Genomic DNA, 16,951 nt, shown 5'->3' on the forward strand with positions numbered 1-16,951 from the left:
TCAAAATGCATATCCGGTATTAGCATCCGTTTCCGAATGTTATCCCAGTCTTATAGGCAGGTTACCTACGTGTTACTCACCCGTCCGCCGCTAAGTATCAGAGAAGCAAGCTTCTCTTCAACTCCGCTCGACTTGCATGTATTAGGCACGCCGCCAGCGTTCGTCCTGAGCCAGGATCAAACTCTCCATTAAAGTGTTTGACTTGCTCATTTTGTTTCGCTTGTTATTATCATGTTCACGGGGTGAACATGATAATGGCAGTTCTTACTCGTTGTTCAGTTTTCAAAGATCAAAGTTAGATATATGGTGATGTTTTTTCTCAGTTAGACTGATTAAAATTCATCATTTTCTTCATTTCCAATCGCCCAATCTCTCGCGGCGACAAGAAATAATATATCATAAGTGTCTATCTCATTGCAAGTGTTTTTTTCGAAAAGATTAATTTCTTTTAACTTTTCTTTTGCACCGCTCGAAGCGACAAGTAGTAATTTATCATATAATCACTATAAGAGTCAACACTTTTCTGAAATAAATCAATAATTACAATAAATAATGCGATTTATAATCTATATTTTGATTCTTTCTTCTATATAAAGGGTGTTAATCAGATAATCAACACCCTTTATACTAATTATTTAATACATATTGCAGTTCGATTACATTATCTTGTGCATCTTTATTCAGGATACCTACTTCTTTCAGATGATGCCCTTGAACAAGTTTCTGAACAACTAACGTAATATCATCTACAATATAGTGCAGATGAGGATGCTGCTGTAAATCACTTATGCTCCAAGACTCCTCTTTCTCACTCATAATATCTAGGAGATACTTACAACATATCTTCATCTTACTCATAACCGAGAATTCACAAGCAAGCATAACTAGTTCAACACGTTGTTCAATGGTTTCTGGACTCGCTATTAATTCTTCATATAACTTATATACACCTGGATGTACTTTTCGAATCTGTTTCCATACCGTAAGTTCTGGATGAATCCCCTCTTCAATAAGTACAATATTTGCCCAATGATGTATAGAAATCAAAATCTGACTATAAGCATCTAATACATTTCCTACAGACAGATTGCGTTTCGCTTGAAATAAGGTTTCAAGGTAACCGCTAAATTCACAAAGCTTTCGTTGATCTCGTAGCTTATTAGGAAACTTAATAATCTGTTGCTTCATCTTATCTAAATATTGTTCGCTGTCCGCAATAATTTCTCCTGACATTAACCAATCCATCAAGTTGTATCGATTCTGGGTAGCACTGGAACTTTCTAACTCTCGTATATGTACCGTTCTAACAAAAATCCTCTCATGATTGATTTCTAAATGTTCAACCTTACGAACGACACTATCACTTGTTGAAACTACAAGCAGATAAAATACATATTCATTTGTGTGGAAAGGAAATCTCTCCATATTATGCATAAGAACTAAGCCTTGTACATCTTCTCTAAATGCGTAAAGTTCAAGTAATTGTTTTTTTATAGTTTCCACTACTGCCTCCGTATAGCTAATCGTATGAAGATACGATATAATATGAAATTGCAGACACTAGATTTGTTCGACAATTAGATGTTGATTCCTGCTTTATTTTGAAATGTTTTGTCATGAAAGAAATTTATTAATTGAAAGTCGCTATTTTATTGAAGCTATTATACGAGGAAGGAATTACACAATGAAAAGTATCTTTTTCAAATCAGCAAAAATCAATGAATTTCGATTATGGGGTATGATCTTCACACTTGTAGGTATGGGTGTAATGATTCTCGGTACAGGTGGTATATTACTATTTGGTAATGTAGGCAAAATTATCGCTGCCTTTTTCTTAGTTATCGGTTTAATCGCATTATTAATAAGTGTCGCAATCTACTTTTGGGCAGGAATGATGTCTACGAGTGCAACTATGCTAGAATGTCCTGAATGCAATAGACAAACAAAAATGTTAGGAAAAACAGATCGTTGTATGTTTTGTAAAACGATACTGACACTTGATCCAGATGTTGCAACTTCAAATGTTTCAGACCTTTCTGCTGATACGACAAATGAGCAAGCACGTACGTAGTTAAGAGATTAGTCATTAATTCAAATAAAACTATACATAACAATGGCAAAAGGCTAGTCAGACATCTGACTAGCCTTTTGTTTATAGTTATTGAATTTCCTCTTCCAATAAAGCTTCAAAAAGTGGGCTTTCGCAAGCCGAGAAGATGGAGTGCTACATGCGGAAGGAGGATACGCAAATGTACATGTTTTATACATGCGGACCGGACTTCCCAAGTTCGCCTCATCTTCAATGCCGAATATGCAACGGAGCCAACCTTCGTTATCAACGTCTGCTTTTTGAACTTCCTATTTGAATAATGATTTCTCTATGACCGGCCATATAGACGGTTTCTGGAACGACCTTGCCCATGTTGCAACACCAGCAAGTTTATATTTATGCACAAGGTTAACTCGACTAGCAATCGAAAGTTCATCCTCTAGCCATATACGCTGTTTAATACCTTCTTCAACATACTCAATATAATTTTGACCACTAGCATCATCTAACTTCGGTTCTAATGACTTCTCCGTAATAATTTCATCCGTACGAATCATCCCGATTGCTTTTGAACTCACTTTCATAGAACCATCTTCCTTAACGGCCTCAGACCAGATCCGAGTATATAATGGCATCGCTAATATTAACTTCTCAGGAGGAACTCCATCTTCTTCGATAATTCGAGTTATTGAATTTTCAACCCAAGGAATAGAAGCCACTGAGCCTGACTTGGGACTTGCTGCCCAATGTTCGTCATACGCCATAACAATCATGTAATCGACGATTTTACCCAGTGCCTCGCGATCTAAAAATACCGACCACATTTCACTCGAAGACTTTGGTGTAACATCAATTGAAACAACTAGCCCTTGCTCGTGCATAATAGGAGTTAACTCTTTAACAAATTGCACAAGATTTTCCTTATCTTCCGTATATACATTCTCAAAGTCAATATTAATACCTTCAAGTTGATAGAGCTCAGCAAATGCAATTAATTGCTGAATCATGAAAAATCTTTTTTCAGCACTTGCAAGAACTGCACTTGTCTGATCAGGCTCAAATCCATTACTAAATAATGCCCAAACTTGATACCCTCGAGCGTGAGCCCATTCTATATATTCATGTGTTGCTTTACCTTTGATTTTCCCAGTATCATCAACGAGTTCAAACCACGTCGGACTTACTACATTAACACCTTCCATTGCAGGCATATCTACATATTTAGGTTGTCTATTATATATAGCTTCCCAAGTTAGATTAATCTTTTGACCAGATAGATCATGATCCAATCCTTTATACTCATCGATATTACTTAAGTATACAATTGGCTCACTAGTAGTCGTATGTGAGGTTTTAATATATCCTTCAATACCGTCTAGTGTTTGAACGCGAAGCCAACCTTCAAGTTGTTCCCATACCATAACTTGTTGTCCAGATTCTATTACTTTACTATAGGGACTTTTAATCGTTGCAGATTCCCGCAAATGACTCCCCTTCTCATTACTAACAGTAACGGTATCTACAGAATCATTACCTTTATAGACCATAACAATTCCTGTAGACTGTGAATATTCGATATGAAGATCATATAATTGCTCAATGATTTCTGATGGTATATACACTGTATTGTCAACGACATCTGCCGTTATAGTTAATTCATATGATTTCTCATTCAAAAGTGCATTAAGTGATTCCGTTTTAAATCTCAATACTTTATCAACGGTTGTTAAAACTAAAGTATTGCTTTCTTCTTCATAGTATATTGGTGAATCTACTAATATCGATTCTAGTAAAGGTAACGGGAGTTTTACATGTTCATCTACAATAACAGCACCAGAAGCTTGAATATTGCCATCATAATAGATCGGATGCTCAAATTGATAGGTAGTATTATTTTGTTCAAACGAAGGAACAAGTTTTACATAACCGATCCAACATGTTGCAACCAATGCAATAACGAAAACCAACCAAATCATACTATTAAAGCGAGAATTTTTCCGCTTATCCACGTGAAATAATTGTCTAGGTTCCAATTTTTTATCGCTCCTAATTAAAAACGTGCACAAGAGCGATTAATCGCTGTTCTGCACGTCAGATGAAATTTAATACTTAAGTTGAGTACTGCTACAATTTTGACATAGCCCATATATTTCCATGCGATGTCCTTGAACAATAAATCCTGTACTTGCAGAAGCTGCACGCTCCACATCAAGTAGTGGAGGATGGACAAAATCTACGATTGACCCGCAACATTTGCAAATTGCATGATAGTGATCTGATAAGTCCGCATCGAAGCGACTAGAATCATCGCCATAAGTTAATTCGCGTATTAATCCCGCTTCTACGAATAGACGTAAGTTGTTATAAATAGTTGCAACGCTCATGCTAGGATAAGTAGGTGATAAAGCCTTATATATATCATCAGCAGTAGGATGCGAATGCGTATCCATCAGAAAACTTAATATCGCGTGTCGCTGCGGGGTCATTCGAACGCCATTAGTTTTCAATTGTTCTAAAGCTAATTGCACGTTTGTAATCATTCCCCTCACGCCTTCCCTTATAATTTCATTACTACTATTGTACGTTTATATTTTGAGATTTGTCAATGAATCGGCATAAACTACGCTCTAATTACTCTATAAGAATATAATTAGAAGCATACATAGAGATTGTATATATTGCACTACCTACAGTTGTTTCATAGTGTTTCGTATTTTCTTCTACGATTTGACCACTCGATATTTTTCCAAAAGATACCTTTGCCCCCAATAAATAATGAGCTTTTTTGGGCAATTTCACAACAATATTTCCTACCGTTGCTGTTAAGGTCCAATCCCCTGCTACTTTATTCGTTATAACATGTAATGAGCCATTTAGTGCCGTTGCTTGTACGTCATCAAGTGGATTAATAAGTGTAACAATACCTTTCTTACTTTGTACAGTAACACTACCATTTACATTTTTCATAAAAATATTACCTTGTTTACTACTTACTTCTACATTGCCTGTTATGTCATACGCATTAATTGCAGCACTATTACTTTCAATATTGAGTTTATCCAATACCGTTATTCCCTCAATATGTAATGCTCCATGTTCTAACTTAATACTCATACCATCATTAAGTTCATAATCAATAGGTATAACTATTTTCACATCCATACGTGGATAACGATTTAACTTATATAAGGGGAGTTGAGATTGCATCAATATTCCATTATCAAAGTTAACATCAATGTAGCTTTGTTGCTTCACTTCTAACGCTTCCTCTTCATCTTCCGTATTCACATAAAGAATCGGATAAAGCGTCAATTCATCTACATCATCACGAATAATTTCAACATAACCATTTAGACTTCTAAATTGAATTTTTCCTGTTGCATCTGTTGGTAGTTTAATTGGAGCCAATTCATATCGAAATCCATCCGCTACATCCAACTGCTCTTTATTGGCAGCAGGAGCATGAAAACTCTGTAATATTTTAGTTGGATAATCACTATATTGCATAACGAAATAGGTTGAACTACTCAATATAATAAGAACGAACACACCCCAATAATCCGGTCTAAAGGTTGATGTTCTATTAAACCAATAAAGATATATCCCTAATGCGATAAGCTCTAGCAGAAATACTATAGGGGTAATATAGCCCCATTGTACCCATTGGATCGGTGCAGCCGGTTGTAACCAAAGTAGAACTGCTAACAATGTTAATAGAGCACCTACAGTAATTCTTCCTACAAAGATATTGGTCCTTCTTTTCTGTTTCATATGAGTTGCCATATACATTACAATATTTAACAATACGATCATTGGATAGTGATAGATAATTTGTAATTTGAAAGCATACGTATTACTTAATGGCAGGAACAGAACCACGGCAAGCACTAGTAACATTAATGAAAGAACAATTTTGATCCATGATTTCCGGTAAAAATATTCATCATCCATAGTTTGTAAACCATTGAAAATCGCATAAAAATAATGATAAGGAAAAATAAGTATTAAAAAAGCGATCGTTAACGGCTGTTCAATAACAAATACATGTAACAATGTATATGCAAGTGCGATGTGAAATAGAAAGCTACTCACAATAAATAATGCTTTATCGAAGATACCGCGATAATAATGACCTAAGCCCGGCAACAACATTGCCAGGCACGCTATAATCCAACTTTTTCTATTATCTACTCGTAACCGATCCAACGAACACCCTCCACTTGCTTCAAATCTCGAATGAGTGACACAATATTTTCTTTGTGTTTTCGGGATATGTGAATATGAAGTGTGACTTTAATTTGTCGCTCTTCATTAATTCTTTCTCCAGTATTTGTATCGAATGTAGGCATATCTTCAATGGACATTTTATTGAGAGAAGCATGATGTTCATCTAACGTTTGTTGCGTATGCAATAATAATATAGCTTGATCAGTGCACTTCATATTAACAATATACTCTTGTTTGTTACGAATAAAACGAGCTTCTAATTTATTGAATAACCATAATGTTAAAATTACTAAAATCATAACGGCAATTGAAGCAAAATAAAATCCTGCTCCTACAGCTAAACCGATTGCCGCGACAACCCACAATGAAGCTGCAGTCGTCAATCCTGATATCTTCTTACCTGTATACAAAATCGTTCCAGCCCCAAGGAAACCTACTCCTGTAATTACCGCAGCGGCAAGTCGCGCTGGATCGACACGTACATTAACTTCATTAACGAAATCAGAAAATCCATAAATAGATAATAACATTAACAAACATGCCCCTACACAAACTAAAATATTAGTTCGAAAACCAGCTGCATGATTTGATTGTTCTCGTTCAAAGCCGATAATTCCACCTAGTACTAATGCTATGGCGAGACGAATCAATATTTCAACCTCGTCAATATACCAAGGACTTTCAACTGCAGCTAACAGCATATATGCACTTCCTTTATTAATAAGTAAAAATGACTATATACAGATACTGCGTGATTTCATAACTTGAAACCACGCAGTAATATTTTGATATACTATGCAAATGTAATAATATATTTACTGAGATTTCAATCTCTCAATAAGTAGTTTGTTAACTAATGCAGGGTTTGCTTTACCTTTAGTTTCTTTCATTAACTGACCTACTAAGAAGCCAATTGCTTTCTCTTTACCTGCACGATAATCTTCAATAGATTGAGGATTACGTTCAAGTACAGCATCAACAATAGCAAGTAATGCACCTTCATCACTAATTTGAACAAGACCTTGTTCTTCAACAATTTGTCCGGGAAGCTTACCAGTCTCGATCATTGTTTTAAATACCGTTTTAGCAATTTTACCGTTAATTGTTCCTTTTTCAAGCAGACCTAACATTTCACCTAGACCTTGACCAGTAAGAGCAACATCCGATAGTTCTTTATTATTACTATTCAGATAACCTAGAAGATCACCCATAATCCAGTTTGCTGCACCTTTAGCATCCTTAGTATATGAAAGACTTTCTTCAAATAGATCTGCTACCTTTTTGGAAGAAGTGATAACTTCAGCATCGTATTCAGAAAGTTCATATTGCGAAGTATAGCGAGCTTTACGGGCATCTGGAAGTTCAGGAATTGTTGCACGAATCGCATCTTTCCATTCTTGACTAATGTTAAGCTTCACAAGATCTGGGTCCGGGAAGTAACGATAATCATGGGCTTCTTCTTTACCACGCATAGAGAATGATTTACCTGCGGCATCATCAAAACGACGCGTTTCTTGAATAACAATGCCTCCTTCATCAAGAATTTCTGCTTGACGAATTTGCTCGTATTCTAATCCACGTTGAACACCACGGAATGAGTTCATGTTTTTCAATTCTGCACGAGTACCAAATTGCTCTTGACCATAAGGACGTAAGCTAATGTTAGCATCGCAACGCAAGCTTCCCTCTTCCATCTTCACATCAGAAACATCGCAATACTGCATGATCGTGCGAATTTTTTCAAGATAAGCTTTTGCTTCTTCTGGTGAACGAATATCCGGTTCGGATACGATCTCAATAAGAGGTGTACCTACACGGTTGAAGTCAACTAATGAAGCATATCCACCATCAATATGCGTTAACTTACCAGCATCTTCTTCAAGATGAACACGAGTAATACCAATACGTTTTGTCTCACCGTTCACTTCAATATCAATATATCCGTGCTCACCAATTGGTTGGTCAAATTGTGAAATCTGATACGCCTTTGGAGAATCAGGATAGAAATAGTTTTTACGATCGAATTTACTAATATCAGCGATTTGGCAGTTCAATGCCATTGAAGCTTTCATTGCATATTCTACAGCTTGATGGTTCAGAACAGGAAGTACTCCTGGGTGACCTAAGCAAACTGGACATGTATGAGAGTTAGCAGGTGCACCGAAAGCAGTTGAACAGCCACAGAAAATTTTACTATTCGTATGCAGCTCAACGTGTACTTCCAAACCTACGACCGTCTCGTATTTATTGGTAGTCATAATAATCTTCCTTTCGTAATCACGCACAAATTATAGCTGTGGGCGCTGCTTATGGAATTCAGTATTAGCCTCAAATGCATGAGCTGCACGCAATACTGTGGATTCATCAAATGCTTTACCGATAATTTGCAAACCGATTGGCATACCATCTACTTGACCACATGGCACACTAATTGCCGGCACACCAGCTAGAGAGACTGGAATTGTGCAAATATCATTAAGATACATTGTTAATGGATCGCCAACTTGCTCACCAATACGGAATGCTGGAGTAGGAGCAGTAGGTCCAATAACAAGATCATATTTCTCAAATACTTGATCAAAGTCTTGTTTAATCAATGTACGTACTTTTTGTGCTTTCAAATAATACGCATCATAGTACCCAGAACTTAATGCATACGTACCTAACATAATACGACGCTTAACTTCAGAACCAAATCCTTGACTACGAGATTTACGGTATAGATCGATTAGGTTTTCTGGATTTTCAGCACGAACACCATAACGAACACCATCAAAACGTGCAAGGTTAGAAGATGCTTCAGATGAAGCAAGTAAGTAATATGTTGCAATCGCATATTCTGTATGTGGCAATGATACTTCTTCCCACGTAGCACCAAGCGATTCATATGTTTTCAAAGCATTCATAACCGATTCTTTCACACGAGGATCTATACCTTCACCTAGATACTCTTTAGGTACAGCAATACGAAGACCCTTTACATCACCAGTAAGTGCATCCGCATAATTCGGAATAGTTACATTAGCAGATGTAGATTCTTTCGGATCATGACCAGCGATAGCTTGAAGCACATGAGCTGCATCTTCAACATTTTTCGTAAGTGGTCCAATCTGATCTAGAGATGACGCAAACGCTACTAGACCAAAGCGAGATACTAGACCATAAGTTGGTTTCAAACCAACGATACCGCAATATGCAGCTGGTTGGCGAATTGATCCACCAGTATCAGATCCAAGTGAGAAGTATACTTGTCCTGCTGCAACAGCAGCTGCAGAACCACCACTTGAACCACCAGGAACATAATCAGTATTCCAAGGGTTACGTGTTGGGAAATAGCTAGAGTTCTCATTGGAACCACCCATAGCAAATTCATCCATGTTTAATTTACCAATTGTAACGGTACCAGCATCGCGTAGTTTACGCGTTACAGTAGCGTCATAAATTGGATTATAATTACTTAAAAATTGGCTAGCACATGTTGTTAGCAAACCTTCAGTAACGATATTATCTTTAATACCAGCAGGCAAACCGAATAAAGTTCCTTCTGCTTGTCCATTTGCTAGCTTTTCATCTAATTGAGAGGCTTGCTTACGAGCAGCGTCCTCATTCAATGTAATAAATGCTTTAATACTCTCATCAGTTTCAGCAATTCGATGGTATGATGCATCGACTAATTCTGTAACAGAAAGCTCCTTATTTTTCAGCTTTGCTCCAACTTCTTGGATGCTTAATTCAAAAGGTGACAACAGTAGTTCCTCCCTTCAATCTCTCTAAATTATTCAAGTACCGCAGGCACTTTTATTTGCTCATCTTCTTCGTCAGGTGCGTTAAGAAGTACCTTCTCAATCGGCAAGGATTCCTTCTGTACATCTTCACGCATAACATTCACAAGTTCAAACACATGGCTTGTAGGCTCTACATTATCTGTGTCCAACTCATTAAGTTTCTCAGCATACTTCAAAATAGCATTAAGCTGATCCGTAAACTGAGTTTTTTCAGTATCAGATAGCTCCAAGCGTGCAAGGTTAGCTACATGGTCAACATCTTTTAACGTTATACTCATCAACAAGACTCTCCTTTAAAACTTTTCTGAGCTCTCGTGTGTAACTTCTCAGTAAAAGAAAAGTACATCGGAAGCATAATTCTACGTACTCTCATTCATATTATTATATCCTGCCTGACACAATTATAGCAATGACAACAGAAAAAAGAGACATAGCGAATTCACATACGCTACCTCTCTTTCTCGTTAAATCCAAGCCTTTAGATTAATTTGCCGAATAAAATCTTCACCCGATACAATCTTAGGCTCAGACTCTTCTTCAACTTCCTCAGCTACGCCATTCATAATATTATAAAATAATTGCTCGTTATGTGTAGCAAGTGCGTAATCAATTAAAGCTTCCTTCTCAATTTCCTCTGCTTCCTGCTTAAGAATTTCATCTTCAAGCTCAACATCTTCATCAGGAACAGCAAAATTGCGATTGAGGGCAGGTACACGAACGACATAATCAAACACATTATCGGCATTACGATCATATGCAATGATGTACCCATACTCACCTAAAGGAAGCTTCTGTTCAAATTGATCCTCTATAAAAACGACTTTAGATCCAAGTGGCAACATCTACTTCAACCCCTATGATTAGCACATGAGATGCTATGTGATATGCCTATTATCCTACTAAATTTTCAGCAATCTGTCTATGAAAGTTACATAGAAATTCGCTAATAGATGCGAAAAATATACATTATTCGCCTTTTTTCTCGTGGATACTCTCTTCAGACATTTCGTTAGGGCTAGGTAATTCTATTATTGCTTGTTCAAATATATTGGGAAGCTTTAATTGCGACTTGCTCACTTGATTGAGTAAAAGTCTAGTAAATTCATCATTATCATCGTTATCTTGATTTTCTTTAATAATTGTTATTTCGTGATGTAATCGTTCCATCTGTTCATCCAAATTATTGGCAGCATCTGCAGCTTGCTTTAATTCCAATGTGAGTTTGGAAGGAACTGCTTGATCGTATTTATAGAAAATCTTATGTTCTAGACTTGCCCAAAAATCCATCGCAATGGTACGAATCTGAATTTCAACGCATACTATTTCACGCCCAGTTGTCATTACAACAGGCACGCCTGCGATTAAATGTAGACTACGATATCCGTTAGGCTTAGGATCTGATATATAATCTTTTAATTCATAAATTTCCACATCAAAATGTTTCTGTAACATCTCTTGTACACGATAAATATCAGAGATGAAAGAACAAGTAATACGAATTCCAGCTACATCCTTAATTTCATTACGAATGCTATTAATTGAGAACGGAAGATTTTTTCGTTGGATTTTGCCAATAATACTTTCAAATGATTTGACACGAGATTTCGTATGCTCTATTGGATTATAATCATGTAGAAGTTGATATTCTTCTTTCAATATTTCGATTTTCGTTTCTAACTCTGTTAAGGCGAATTGGTACATCATCATTACTCGTGTAACCTCATCGCGCAATTTTTTAAATTGTTCCACTTGATTAGAGATCAGCTGATAGTTGTTCATCTTTTTTCTCCTCACTTGTGCCGCTTTGCTTCACTTCGCTTTATTAACCTTAAAGTGTAACTTCGATCACCTCTCTATTGTATACGATTGAAATATCGTCACGCAAATTAGTTCACCATGATGTGAAATAATACAAATACATACAATTGATGACTAATCTCACTGCTTAGTTAACCTTATTTTTGTCATTCTACTAATAATAAAGACTTTAACCCGTACATTATTATATTAAGTTTGTAAATAATAGCTAACATGCCCCTTGTCAGAAATAGTCGAATTCGTATAAAATCTACAAAGAAATTAATATATATTAAAGGAGCAATAATCATGCGCAAATCAATTGGTGTTAACGAACGACCACCAGTAGCAATGTCACTCATGCTTGGTCTTCAACATCTATTTGCAATGTTCGGTTCAACAGTATTAGTACCAAACATCTTGGGAGTAGATCCAGCTATCTGCTTATTGATGAACGGTATTGGTACAATCTTGTACATATTGATTACTAAAGGGAAGATTCCAGCTTACTTAGGATCAAGCTTTGCATTTATCGCCCCAGCATATTCGGTTATTAATGTGCAAGTTGGGGGCAGTTATGCCCAAGCACTAGGCGGATTCATCGTTGTCGGTGTTATTTTCACTGTTGTAGCATTAATTATCCAAAAAGTTGGTACCAAATGGATTGATGTTGTTTTCCCTCCTGCGGCAATGGGGGCAATTATTGCCGTTATCGGTCTGGAGTTAATTCCAGTAGCTGCTGATATGGCTGGTTGGATTAGTAAAGATAAAGATCCAAATTGGGTAATGGACCCTCAAGTTGTTATTCTTTCTGTTACAACATTAGCAGTAACCGTGCTAGGTTCCGTTCTATTCCGTGGTTTCATGCGAATTATCCCAATACTGTTCGGTATTATATTTGGTTATGTGCTAGCTATCTTTATGGGGTTGGCAAAATTCGAAGGCATGAGCGATGCTGCATTCTTCAAACTTCCAACGATAACTACTCCTGAATTCAACTGGATTGCCATTGCAACGATCGCCCCAGCTGCGCTCGTTGTCATCGTTGAACATATTGGTCACTTAGTCGTTACAGGAAATATTGTAGGTAAAGATCTTTCTAAGGACCCTGGTCTAAACCGTTCATTACTTGGTAATGGTATCTCGACTATACTTTCTGGCTTTGTAGGTTCTACGCCAAATACGACGTATGGTGAAAATATCGGTGTTCTTGCGATTACTCGTGTATTCTCGACGTTCGTTATTGGACTTGCAGCAGTCATTGCTATTGCACTATCCTTCCTAGGTAAATTCTCTTGGTTAATCTCCAATATTCCACTAGCTGTTATGGGTGGGGTATCATTACTGTTGTTCGGTGTTATCGCAGCATCTGGTTTAAGAATACTCATCGAGTCTAAAGTAGATTACAGCAAGCCTAGTAACCTTTACTTAACAACAGTAGTACTAGTTGTTGGTCTAAGTGGAGTAACCCTTTCTATTGGAGACTTTGCCATGTCTGGTATGTCTCTTGCAACTGTAGTTGCAATCGTAATGAGCTTACTATTCAAACTGTTTGATGTAGTTAAAGCATCAAACGATTACGAAGAGACTGAACATTAATCAAAAGTGAACATATCGTTTCAAACAAATAGCCACTGCTCATCAACGATGAACAGTGGCTATTTTACTGACTAGATTTAGTTATTAATAGCATCTACGAATTGTTTCAATGCTTGTTCGAGAATCGAACGAGGGCAAGCTAGGTTAACACGTAACCATCCTGCACCCTCTACACCATACGTAGAGCCTTCGTTAAAGGCAACCTTAGCCTTCTTATACATAAGTTCTTTCAGTACGGCAGGATCCTCGCTAATCGCTCTACAATCTAACCATAACAGATAAGTACCCTGTGATTCCAAAAGTTTAATGATCGGTGCGTGCTCTGCAAGATACTCGAGAGCATAGTCTAGATTAGCTTTCACATAGACGATCAATTCATCTAACCATTGCTCCCCTTCGTTATAAGCTGCCTGAACCGCATCCTGAGCAAAATGATTAGCCATATGAATACTTAATACTTTCACACGCTTATCAAAAACTTCACGAAGCTCGCTATTTGAGATCACAGCGAATGAAGTATGTAATCCTGGAATGTTGAATGTTTTTGTAGCAGCAAGTGCCGTAATTGTAATATTAGCTGCTTCTTCAGACAGAGAAGCAAATGGTGTATGTGGATGACCTTCAAATGTTAGATCACAATGAATTTCATCTGATACAACGATAACGTTATATTGAATAGCTAACTTAGCTAATTTTTCTAACTCTGAACGTTCCCATACACGACCACCAGGGTTATGTGGATTACATAACAACATTAATTTGGCGCCATCTTTGAATAATTGTTCTAAATTTTCAAAGTCCATCTCATAGCGTCCATTTTCAATACGTAATGGATTACGGGCTACTTTACGATCATTACCTTCAATGACATCATAGAACGGATAATAGACTGGTGATTGCAATACTACAGCATCGCCAGGTTTCGTGTAAAGATCTACGGATAGGCTAAGTGTAGTTACAACACTTGGAACATCTACAATCCAACTTGGTTGAACAGTCCAATGATGTCTGCGCTCAAACCAATTCGTAATCGCTTCGAAATATTGCTTGTTTTTAATAGAGTATCCATAAATGCCGATATCGGTGCGTTGTTGTAGTACTTTTTGAACTGCAGGAGGGCTATAGAAGTCCATGTCAGCTACCCATAATGGAAGGATAGAAGCATCACCGAACAAAGGACCCACTTGATCCCATTTATAAGATCGAGTATTGCGTCGGTCAATTAATTGATCAAAATTATAAGTCAATTTACATACACCTCATATCAAGTTTAGTTATTTTTACTTTATCACTTTTAATAAAAGAAGCCAACTTTTAACTTACCTAGTGCTGGATTGAGTGCGTACGCTCTGAGAATCAATCGCAGTTCCAATCCGAGGACAAAAACGACCGCTATCGCTTTTCCACTAGCGCTTGGAGACGTACTCATTGCCCTCTACATAATATCGCCACGGATAATCCTTCGCTTCTCCACTATTATCTATGCCAATTCGTGGGCTACATGAAATTTGCTCAACCATAATTCCTTGGGCAATATAAATTGGAGATTGAGTAAATTGTTTTCCGTAGTCGTCCATCGTAATTCCGAGCGCTTGACATAGCTTGCCAGGACCATTTGTAAGATCCCGCTCCTTTTTATCTTCGCCACGTCGTTGTCTCATTATTGGAATTCCTAGAATGGGTTCTACTGCTCGTATTAGAACTGATTCAGGTATATCAGCCTCGCCGCTGACAACATTCACTAAGCAATGTCGATGCATCGTATGCGTATATACATGCCCCGCTTCAGCAAACAAAATTTCGGTCCGTGCCGTTTTACGGTTTTTAAAGCCATGTGCGGCTTGATCCTTTTGACCAAGATATCCTTCCGTTTCAACAATATAGCCTGCTGTTATACCCTCAGCGGTTTCCTTAACTAGAATCTGACCTAGCAATTTTTGTGCTAGATCAAGTGTGCTCTGATTATAGAAGGATTGTGGGAGTATATGTAGTTTCATCGTTATAAGCTCCTTTATAATAAATAGAGAAGGATAGTATAAGCTAGCTTAAAGCTAACCAATAGTATCCTTCTCATTATGCTTTAGTACTTATACATGTTACTTACTAATTACTTTTGAAAAAGGTGAGTGATCGCACTTTGTTTCACAATAGATAACCATTGATCTGCAATAAGTGCGTGTCCTGCTGCCGTAGGATGCACCCCATCATTAAGCCAGAAGCTTGCATCCGCATGTTTACATGCTTGATCAAACACCCCTTGTAGCGGTACAAATATTGCATTATACTTGTCTGCAAACTCACGGACTTTGACTTGATATGTTGGAATTATGCTCATCCAATGATCCCAACCTTCTACTGTTGACCCAGTTTTCAATACAAATGGTTCAAGTAGAATCAATGTTGTAGCAGGCAGCACTTCAGTAGTTTCTGCAAGTAATGCATCATAATGGCGCTCAAAACGATCCGTTGTCCCTTTAGGTTCATTAGATACAATACGCCAAGCATCGTTAACACCAATTAGGATACTAATTACATCCGGCTTATAATAGAATGTATCTTCATTCCAACGAGCATTCATATCAGACACGCGATTACCTGAAATTCCTCGATTATAAAAAGTAGGTGACTGATTAGCTAGATCAGCACCTACACGACCAGCAATAAGATGAGGATAACTAGATCCAAGTCCCTCCCATTCTCTTGGGCGACCACCATCAGTAATTGAATCACCTTGGAACATTACTACTTTTTGTTTGTCTGACATCTAACTTCCCCCTTAAACTTTTCATTAACTTCTCGATATACTCCTCAACAATGAAAAGTAACATCGAAAACATAATCACACACGATAGACTTCTTTGAATGTATCATGTGTGAGCGGGGGTTTTCAACAAAGTTTCTCATATAGATTAGACCATAACCTTGAACCTCTTCCTTAGGTGCACTTAATATAGAGTGATATCTTTTTCCCACGTTAATGATTGACCGGCTTCATTCGTGAAGGTGAAGGAAACTGTACCCGCCTCGCCCTTTAACGAATCATCATAGAAGAACCCCATAAATTGAGCATTACCACTAATGTAGAATCCATCTTCCCCGTTGCCACCATGCTCGATTGCTTCTTGAAGTGTATTAACTACTTCTGCTGATGCTGAATTCCATTTCATTGAAGATAACATATAACCTTCAGGTAGTTTTTGTACGGAAAAATCAAAACTATTGCCTTCAATCGGTTTCTCTGTTTGATCAATGATAATCAAAATCTCTTCTTTACTACTTTCCGTTACTGAATCAGTAGGTTGTACTTGATCGCCATTTGTAGCATCTGGCTTCTCTGTTGTTGGAGGTGTAGCTTCATTATCGGGAATTTCTGTCGTTATTGGCTTATTTGCATTATTACTTTGATTCACGTTATTACCGGATTGCTCACCGCACCCACTTAATAACGTAACAAACAGCGCTGTCATTACAATATATCTAATCTTCATTTCAA

At 37.3% G+C, this 16,951-nt stretch carries 16 protein-coding genes and 1 rRNA gene; 2 read left to right on the top strand and 15 right to left on the bottom strand.

Annotated elements, in window-relative coordinates; genetic code table 11:
• Together NV377_RS06450 and NV377_RS06455 are read right to left on the bottom strand one after the other, a co-directional pair.
• Positions 1 to 192: ribosomal RNA gene (locus NV377_RS06450) — 16S ribosomal RNA — on the bottom strand; the annotation flags it as partial.
• Positions 193 to 627: 435 nt separating this feature from the next.
• Positions 628 to 1,503, bottom strand: coding sequence for a nucleotidyltransferase-like protein (locus NV377_RS06455; protein WP_258200387.1), 876 nt, complete (start codon positions 1,501 to 1,503; stop codon positions 628 to 630).
• A gap of 181 nt (positions 1,504 to 1,684) precedes the next feature.
• On the opposite strand from NV377_RS06455, the gene NV377_RS06460 reads away from it, so the two are divergent.
• Positions 1,685 to 2,071, top strand: a complete 387-nt coding sequence (locus NV377_RS06460) for a DUF2614 family zinc ribbon-containing protein (RefSeq protein WP_373425807.1) — start codon at positions 1,685 to 1,687, stop codon at positions 2,069 to 2,071.
• Between the two features lie 287 nt (positions 2,072 to 2,358).
• On the opposite strand, the gene NV377_RS06465 is transcribed toward NV377_RS06460, so the two are convergent.
• The 9 genes from NV377_RS06465 to NV377_RS06505 form a co-directional block, all read right to left on the bottom strand.
• A complete protein-coding gene (locus NV377_RS06465; RefSeq protein ID WP_258200388.1) occupies positions 2,359 to 4,083 on the bottom strand; it encodes a glycosyl hydrolase family 18 protein in 1,725 nt (574 codons plus the stop codon).
• Between the two features lie 69 nt (positions 4,084 to 4,152).
• Positions 4,153 to 4,590 (bottom strand): Fur family transcriptional regulator, encoded by a 438-nt coding sequence (locus NV377_RS06470; protein WP_258200389.1) that lies wholly within the window; start codon positions 4,588 to 4,590, stop codon positions 4,153 to 4,155.
• Positions 4,591 to 4,681: 91 nt separating this feature from the next.
• Entirely contained in the window at positions 4,682 to 6,256 is a 1,575-nt protein-coding gene (locus NV377_RS06475; protein WP_258200390.1) for a DUF4097 family beta strand repeat-containing protein, read from the bottom strand.
• Positions 6,238 to 6,978: an MgtC/SapB family protein gene (locus NV377_RS06480; protein ID WP_258200391.1), complete on the bottom strand. Its 741-nt coding sequence runs from the start codon at positions 6,976 to 6,978 to the stop codon at positions 6,238 to 6,240. Before NV377_RS06480 ends, NV377_RS06475 begins: the two co-directional genes overlap by 19 nt.
• Positions 6,979 to 7,092: 114 nt before the next feature.
• The gene (gene gatB / locus NV377_RS06485; RefSeq protein ID WP_258200392.1) at positions 7,093 to 8,535 is read right to left on the bottom strand and encodes an Asp-tRNA(Asn)/Glu-tRNA(Gln) amidotransferase subunit GatB; all 1,443 of its coding nucleotides are present in this window, start codon (positions 8,533 to 8,535) and stop codon (positions 7,093 to 7,095) included.
• 30 nt (positions 8,536 to 8,565) lie between these two features.
• Positions 8,566 to 10,023, bottom strand: a complete 1,458-nt coding sequence (gene gatA, locus NV377_RS06490; protein WP_258200393.1) for an Asp-tRNA(Asn)/Glu-tRNA(Gln) amidotransferase subunit GatA — start codon at positions 10,021 to 10,023, stop codon at positions 8,566 to 8,568.
• Positions 10,024 to 10,052: 29 nt separating this feature from the next.
• Complete coding sequence (gene gatC, locus NV377_RS06495; protein WP_308860068.1) at positions 10,053 to 10,340, bottom strand: Asp-tRNA(Asn)/Glu-tRNA(Gln) amidotransferase subunit GatC; 288 nt, start codon at positions 10,338 to 10,340, stop codon at positions 10,053 to 10,055.
• A gap of 186 nt (positions 10,341 to 10,526) precedes the next feature.
• Positions 10,527 to 10,904 carry an ATPase gene (locus tag NV377_RS06500; RefSeq protein ID WP_258200395.1) on the bottom strand — a complete coding sequence of 126 codons (378 nt, stop codon included), beginning with the start codon at positions 10,902 to 10,904 and terminating at the stop codon, positions 10,527 to 10,529.
• Positions 10,905 to 11,028: 124 nt separating this feature from the next.
• Positions 11,029 to 11,841: a GTP pyrophosphokinase gene (locus tag NV377_RS06505; RefSeq protein WP_258200396.1), complete on the bottom strand. Its 813-nt coding sequence runs from the start codon at positions 11,839 to 11,841 to the stop codon at positions 11,029 to 11,031.
• Between the two features lie 327 nt (positions 11,842 to 12,168).
• On the opposite strand from NV377_RS06505, the gene uraA reads away from it, so the two are divergent.
• Positions 12,169 to 13,458, top strand: coding sequence for a uracil permease (gene uraA / locus NV377_RS06510; RefSeq protein ID WP_258200397.1), 1,290 nt, complete (start codon positions 12,169 to 12,171; stop codon positions 13,456 to 13,458).
• A 77-nt stretch (positions 13,459 to 13,535) separates the two neighbouring features.
• Here the strand turns inward: uraA and NV377_RS06515 are convergent, their stop codons facing one another.
• From NV377_RS06515 to NV377_RS06530, 4 genes are all read right to left on the bottom strand, one after another.
• Entirely contained in the window at positions 13,536 to 14,705 is a 1,170-nt protein-coding gene (locus tag NV377_RS06515; RefSeq protein WP_258200398.1) for a MalY/PatB family protein, read from the bottom strand.
• A 159-nt stretch (positions 14,706 to 14,864) separates the two neighbouring features.
• A complete protein-coding gene (locus NV377_RS06520; RefSeq protein ID WP_258200399.1) occupies positions 14,865 to 15,455 on the bottom strand; it encodes a DNA-3-methyladenine glycosylase in 591 nt (196 codons plus the stop codon).
• A gap of 110 nt (positions 15,456 to 15,565) precedes the next feature.
• A complete protein-coding gene (locus tag NV377_RS06525) occupies positions 15,566 to 16,222 on the bottom strand; it encodes an SGNH/GDSL hydrolase family protein (protein WP_258200400.1) in 657 nt (218 codons plus the stop codon).
• A 181-nt stretch (positions 16,223 to 16,403) separates the two neighbouring features.
• Positions 16,404 to 16,946 carry a hypothetical protein gene (locus tag NV377_RS06530; RefSeq protein WP_258200401.1) on the bottom strand — a complete coding sequence of 181 codons (543 nt, stop codon included), beginning with the start codon at positions 16,944 to 16,946 and terminating at the stop codon, positions 16,404 to 16,406.
• Positions 16,947 to 16,951: the final 5 nt, after the last annotated feature.

The organism is Paenibacillus endoradicis, from assembly GCF_024721975.1.

Excerpts from the sequence above, each read along its gene's own strand:
- NV377_RS06460 (WP_373425807.1), top strand. The coding sequence starts at position 1,685 with ATGAAAAGTATCTTTTTCAAATCAGCAAAAATCAATGAATTTCGATTA.
- NV377_RS06470 (WP_258200389.1), bottom strand. The coding sequence starts at position 4,590 with ATGATTACAAACGTGCAATTAGCTTTAGAACAATTGAAAACTAATGGC.
- NV377_RS06480 (WP_258200391.1), bottom strand. The coding sequence starts at position 6,978 with ATGCTGTTAGCTGCAGTTGAAAGTCCTTGGTATATTGACGAGGTTGAA.
- gatB (WP_258200392.1), bottom strand. The coding sequence starts at position 8,535 with ATGACTACCAATAAATACGAGACGGTCGTAGGTTTGGAAGTACACGTT.
- gatC (WP_308860068.1), bottom strand. The coding sequence starts at position 10,340 with ATGAGTATAACGTTAAAAGATGTTGACCATGTAGCTAACCTTGCACGC.
- NV377_RS06500 (WP_258200395.1), bottom strand. The coding sequence starts at position 10,904 with ATGTTGCCACTTGGATCTAAAGTCGTTTTTATAGAGGATCAATTTGAA.
- NV377_RS06505 (WP_258200396.1), bottom strand. The coding sequence starts at position 11,841 with ATGAACAACTATCAGCTGATCTCTAATCAAGTGGAACAATTTAAAAAA.
- uraA (WP_258200397.1), top strand. The coding sequence starts at position 12,169 with ATGCGCAAATCAATTGGTGTTAACGAACGACCACCAGTAGCAATGTCA.
- NV377_RS06520 (WP_258200399.1), bottom strand. The coding sequence starts at position 15,455 with ATGAAACTACATATACTCCCACAATCCTTCTATAATCAGAGCACACTT.
- NV377_RS06525 (WP_258200400.1), bottom strand. The coding sequence starts at position 16,222 with ATGTCAGACAAACAAAAAGTAGTAATGTTCCAAGGTGATTCAATTACT.
- NV377_RS06530 (WP_258200401.1), bottom strand. The coding sequence starts at position 16,946 with ATGAAGATTAGATATATTGTAATGACAGCGCTGTTTGTTACGTTATTA.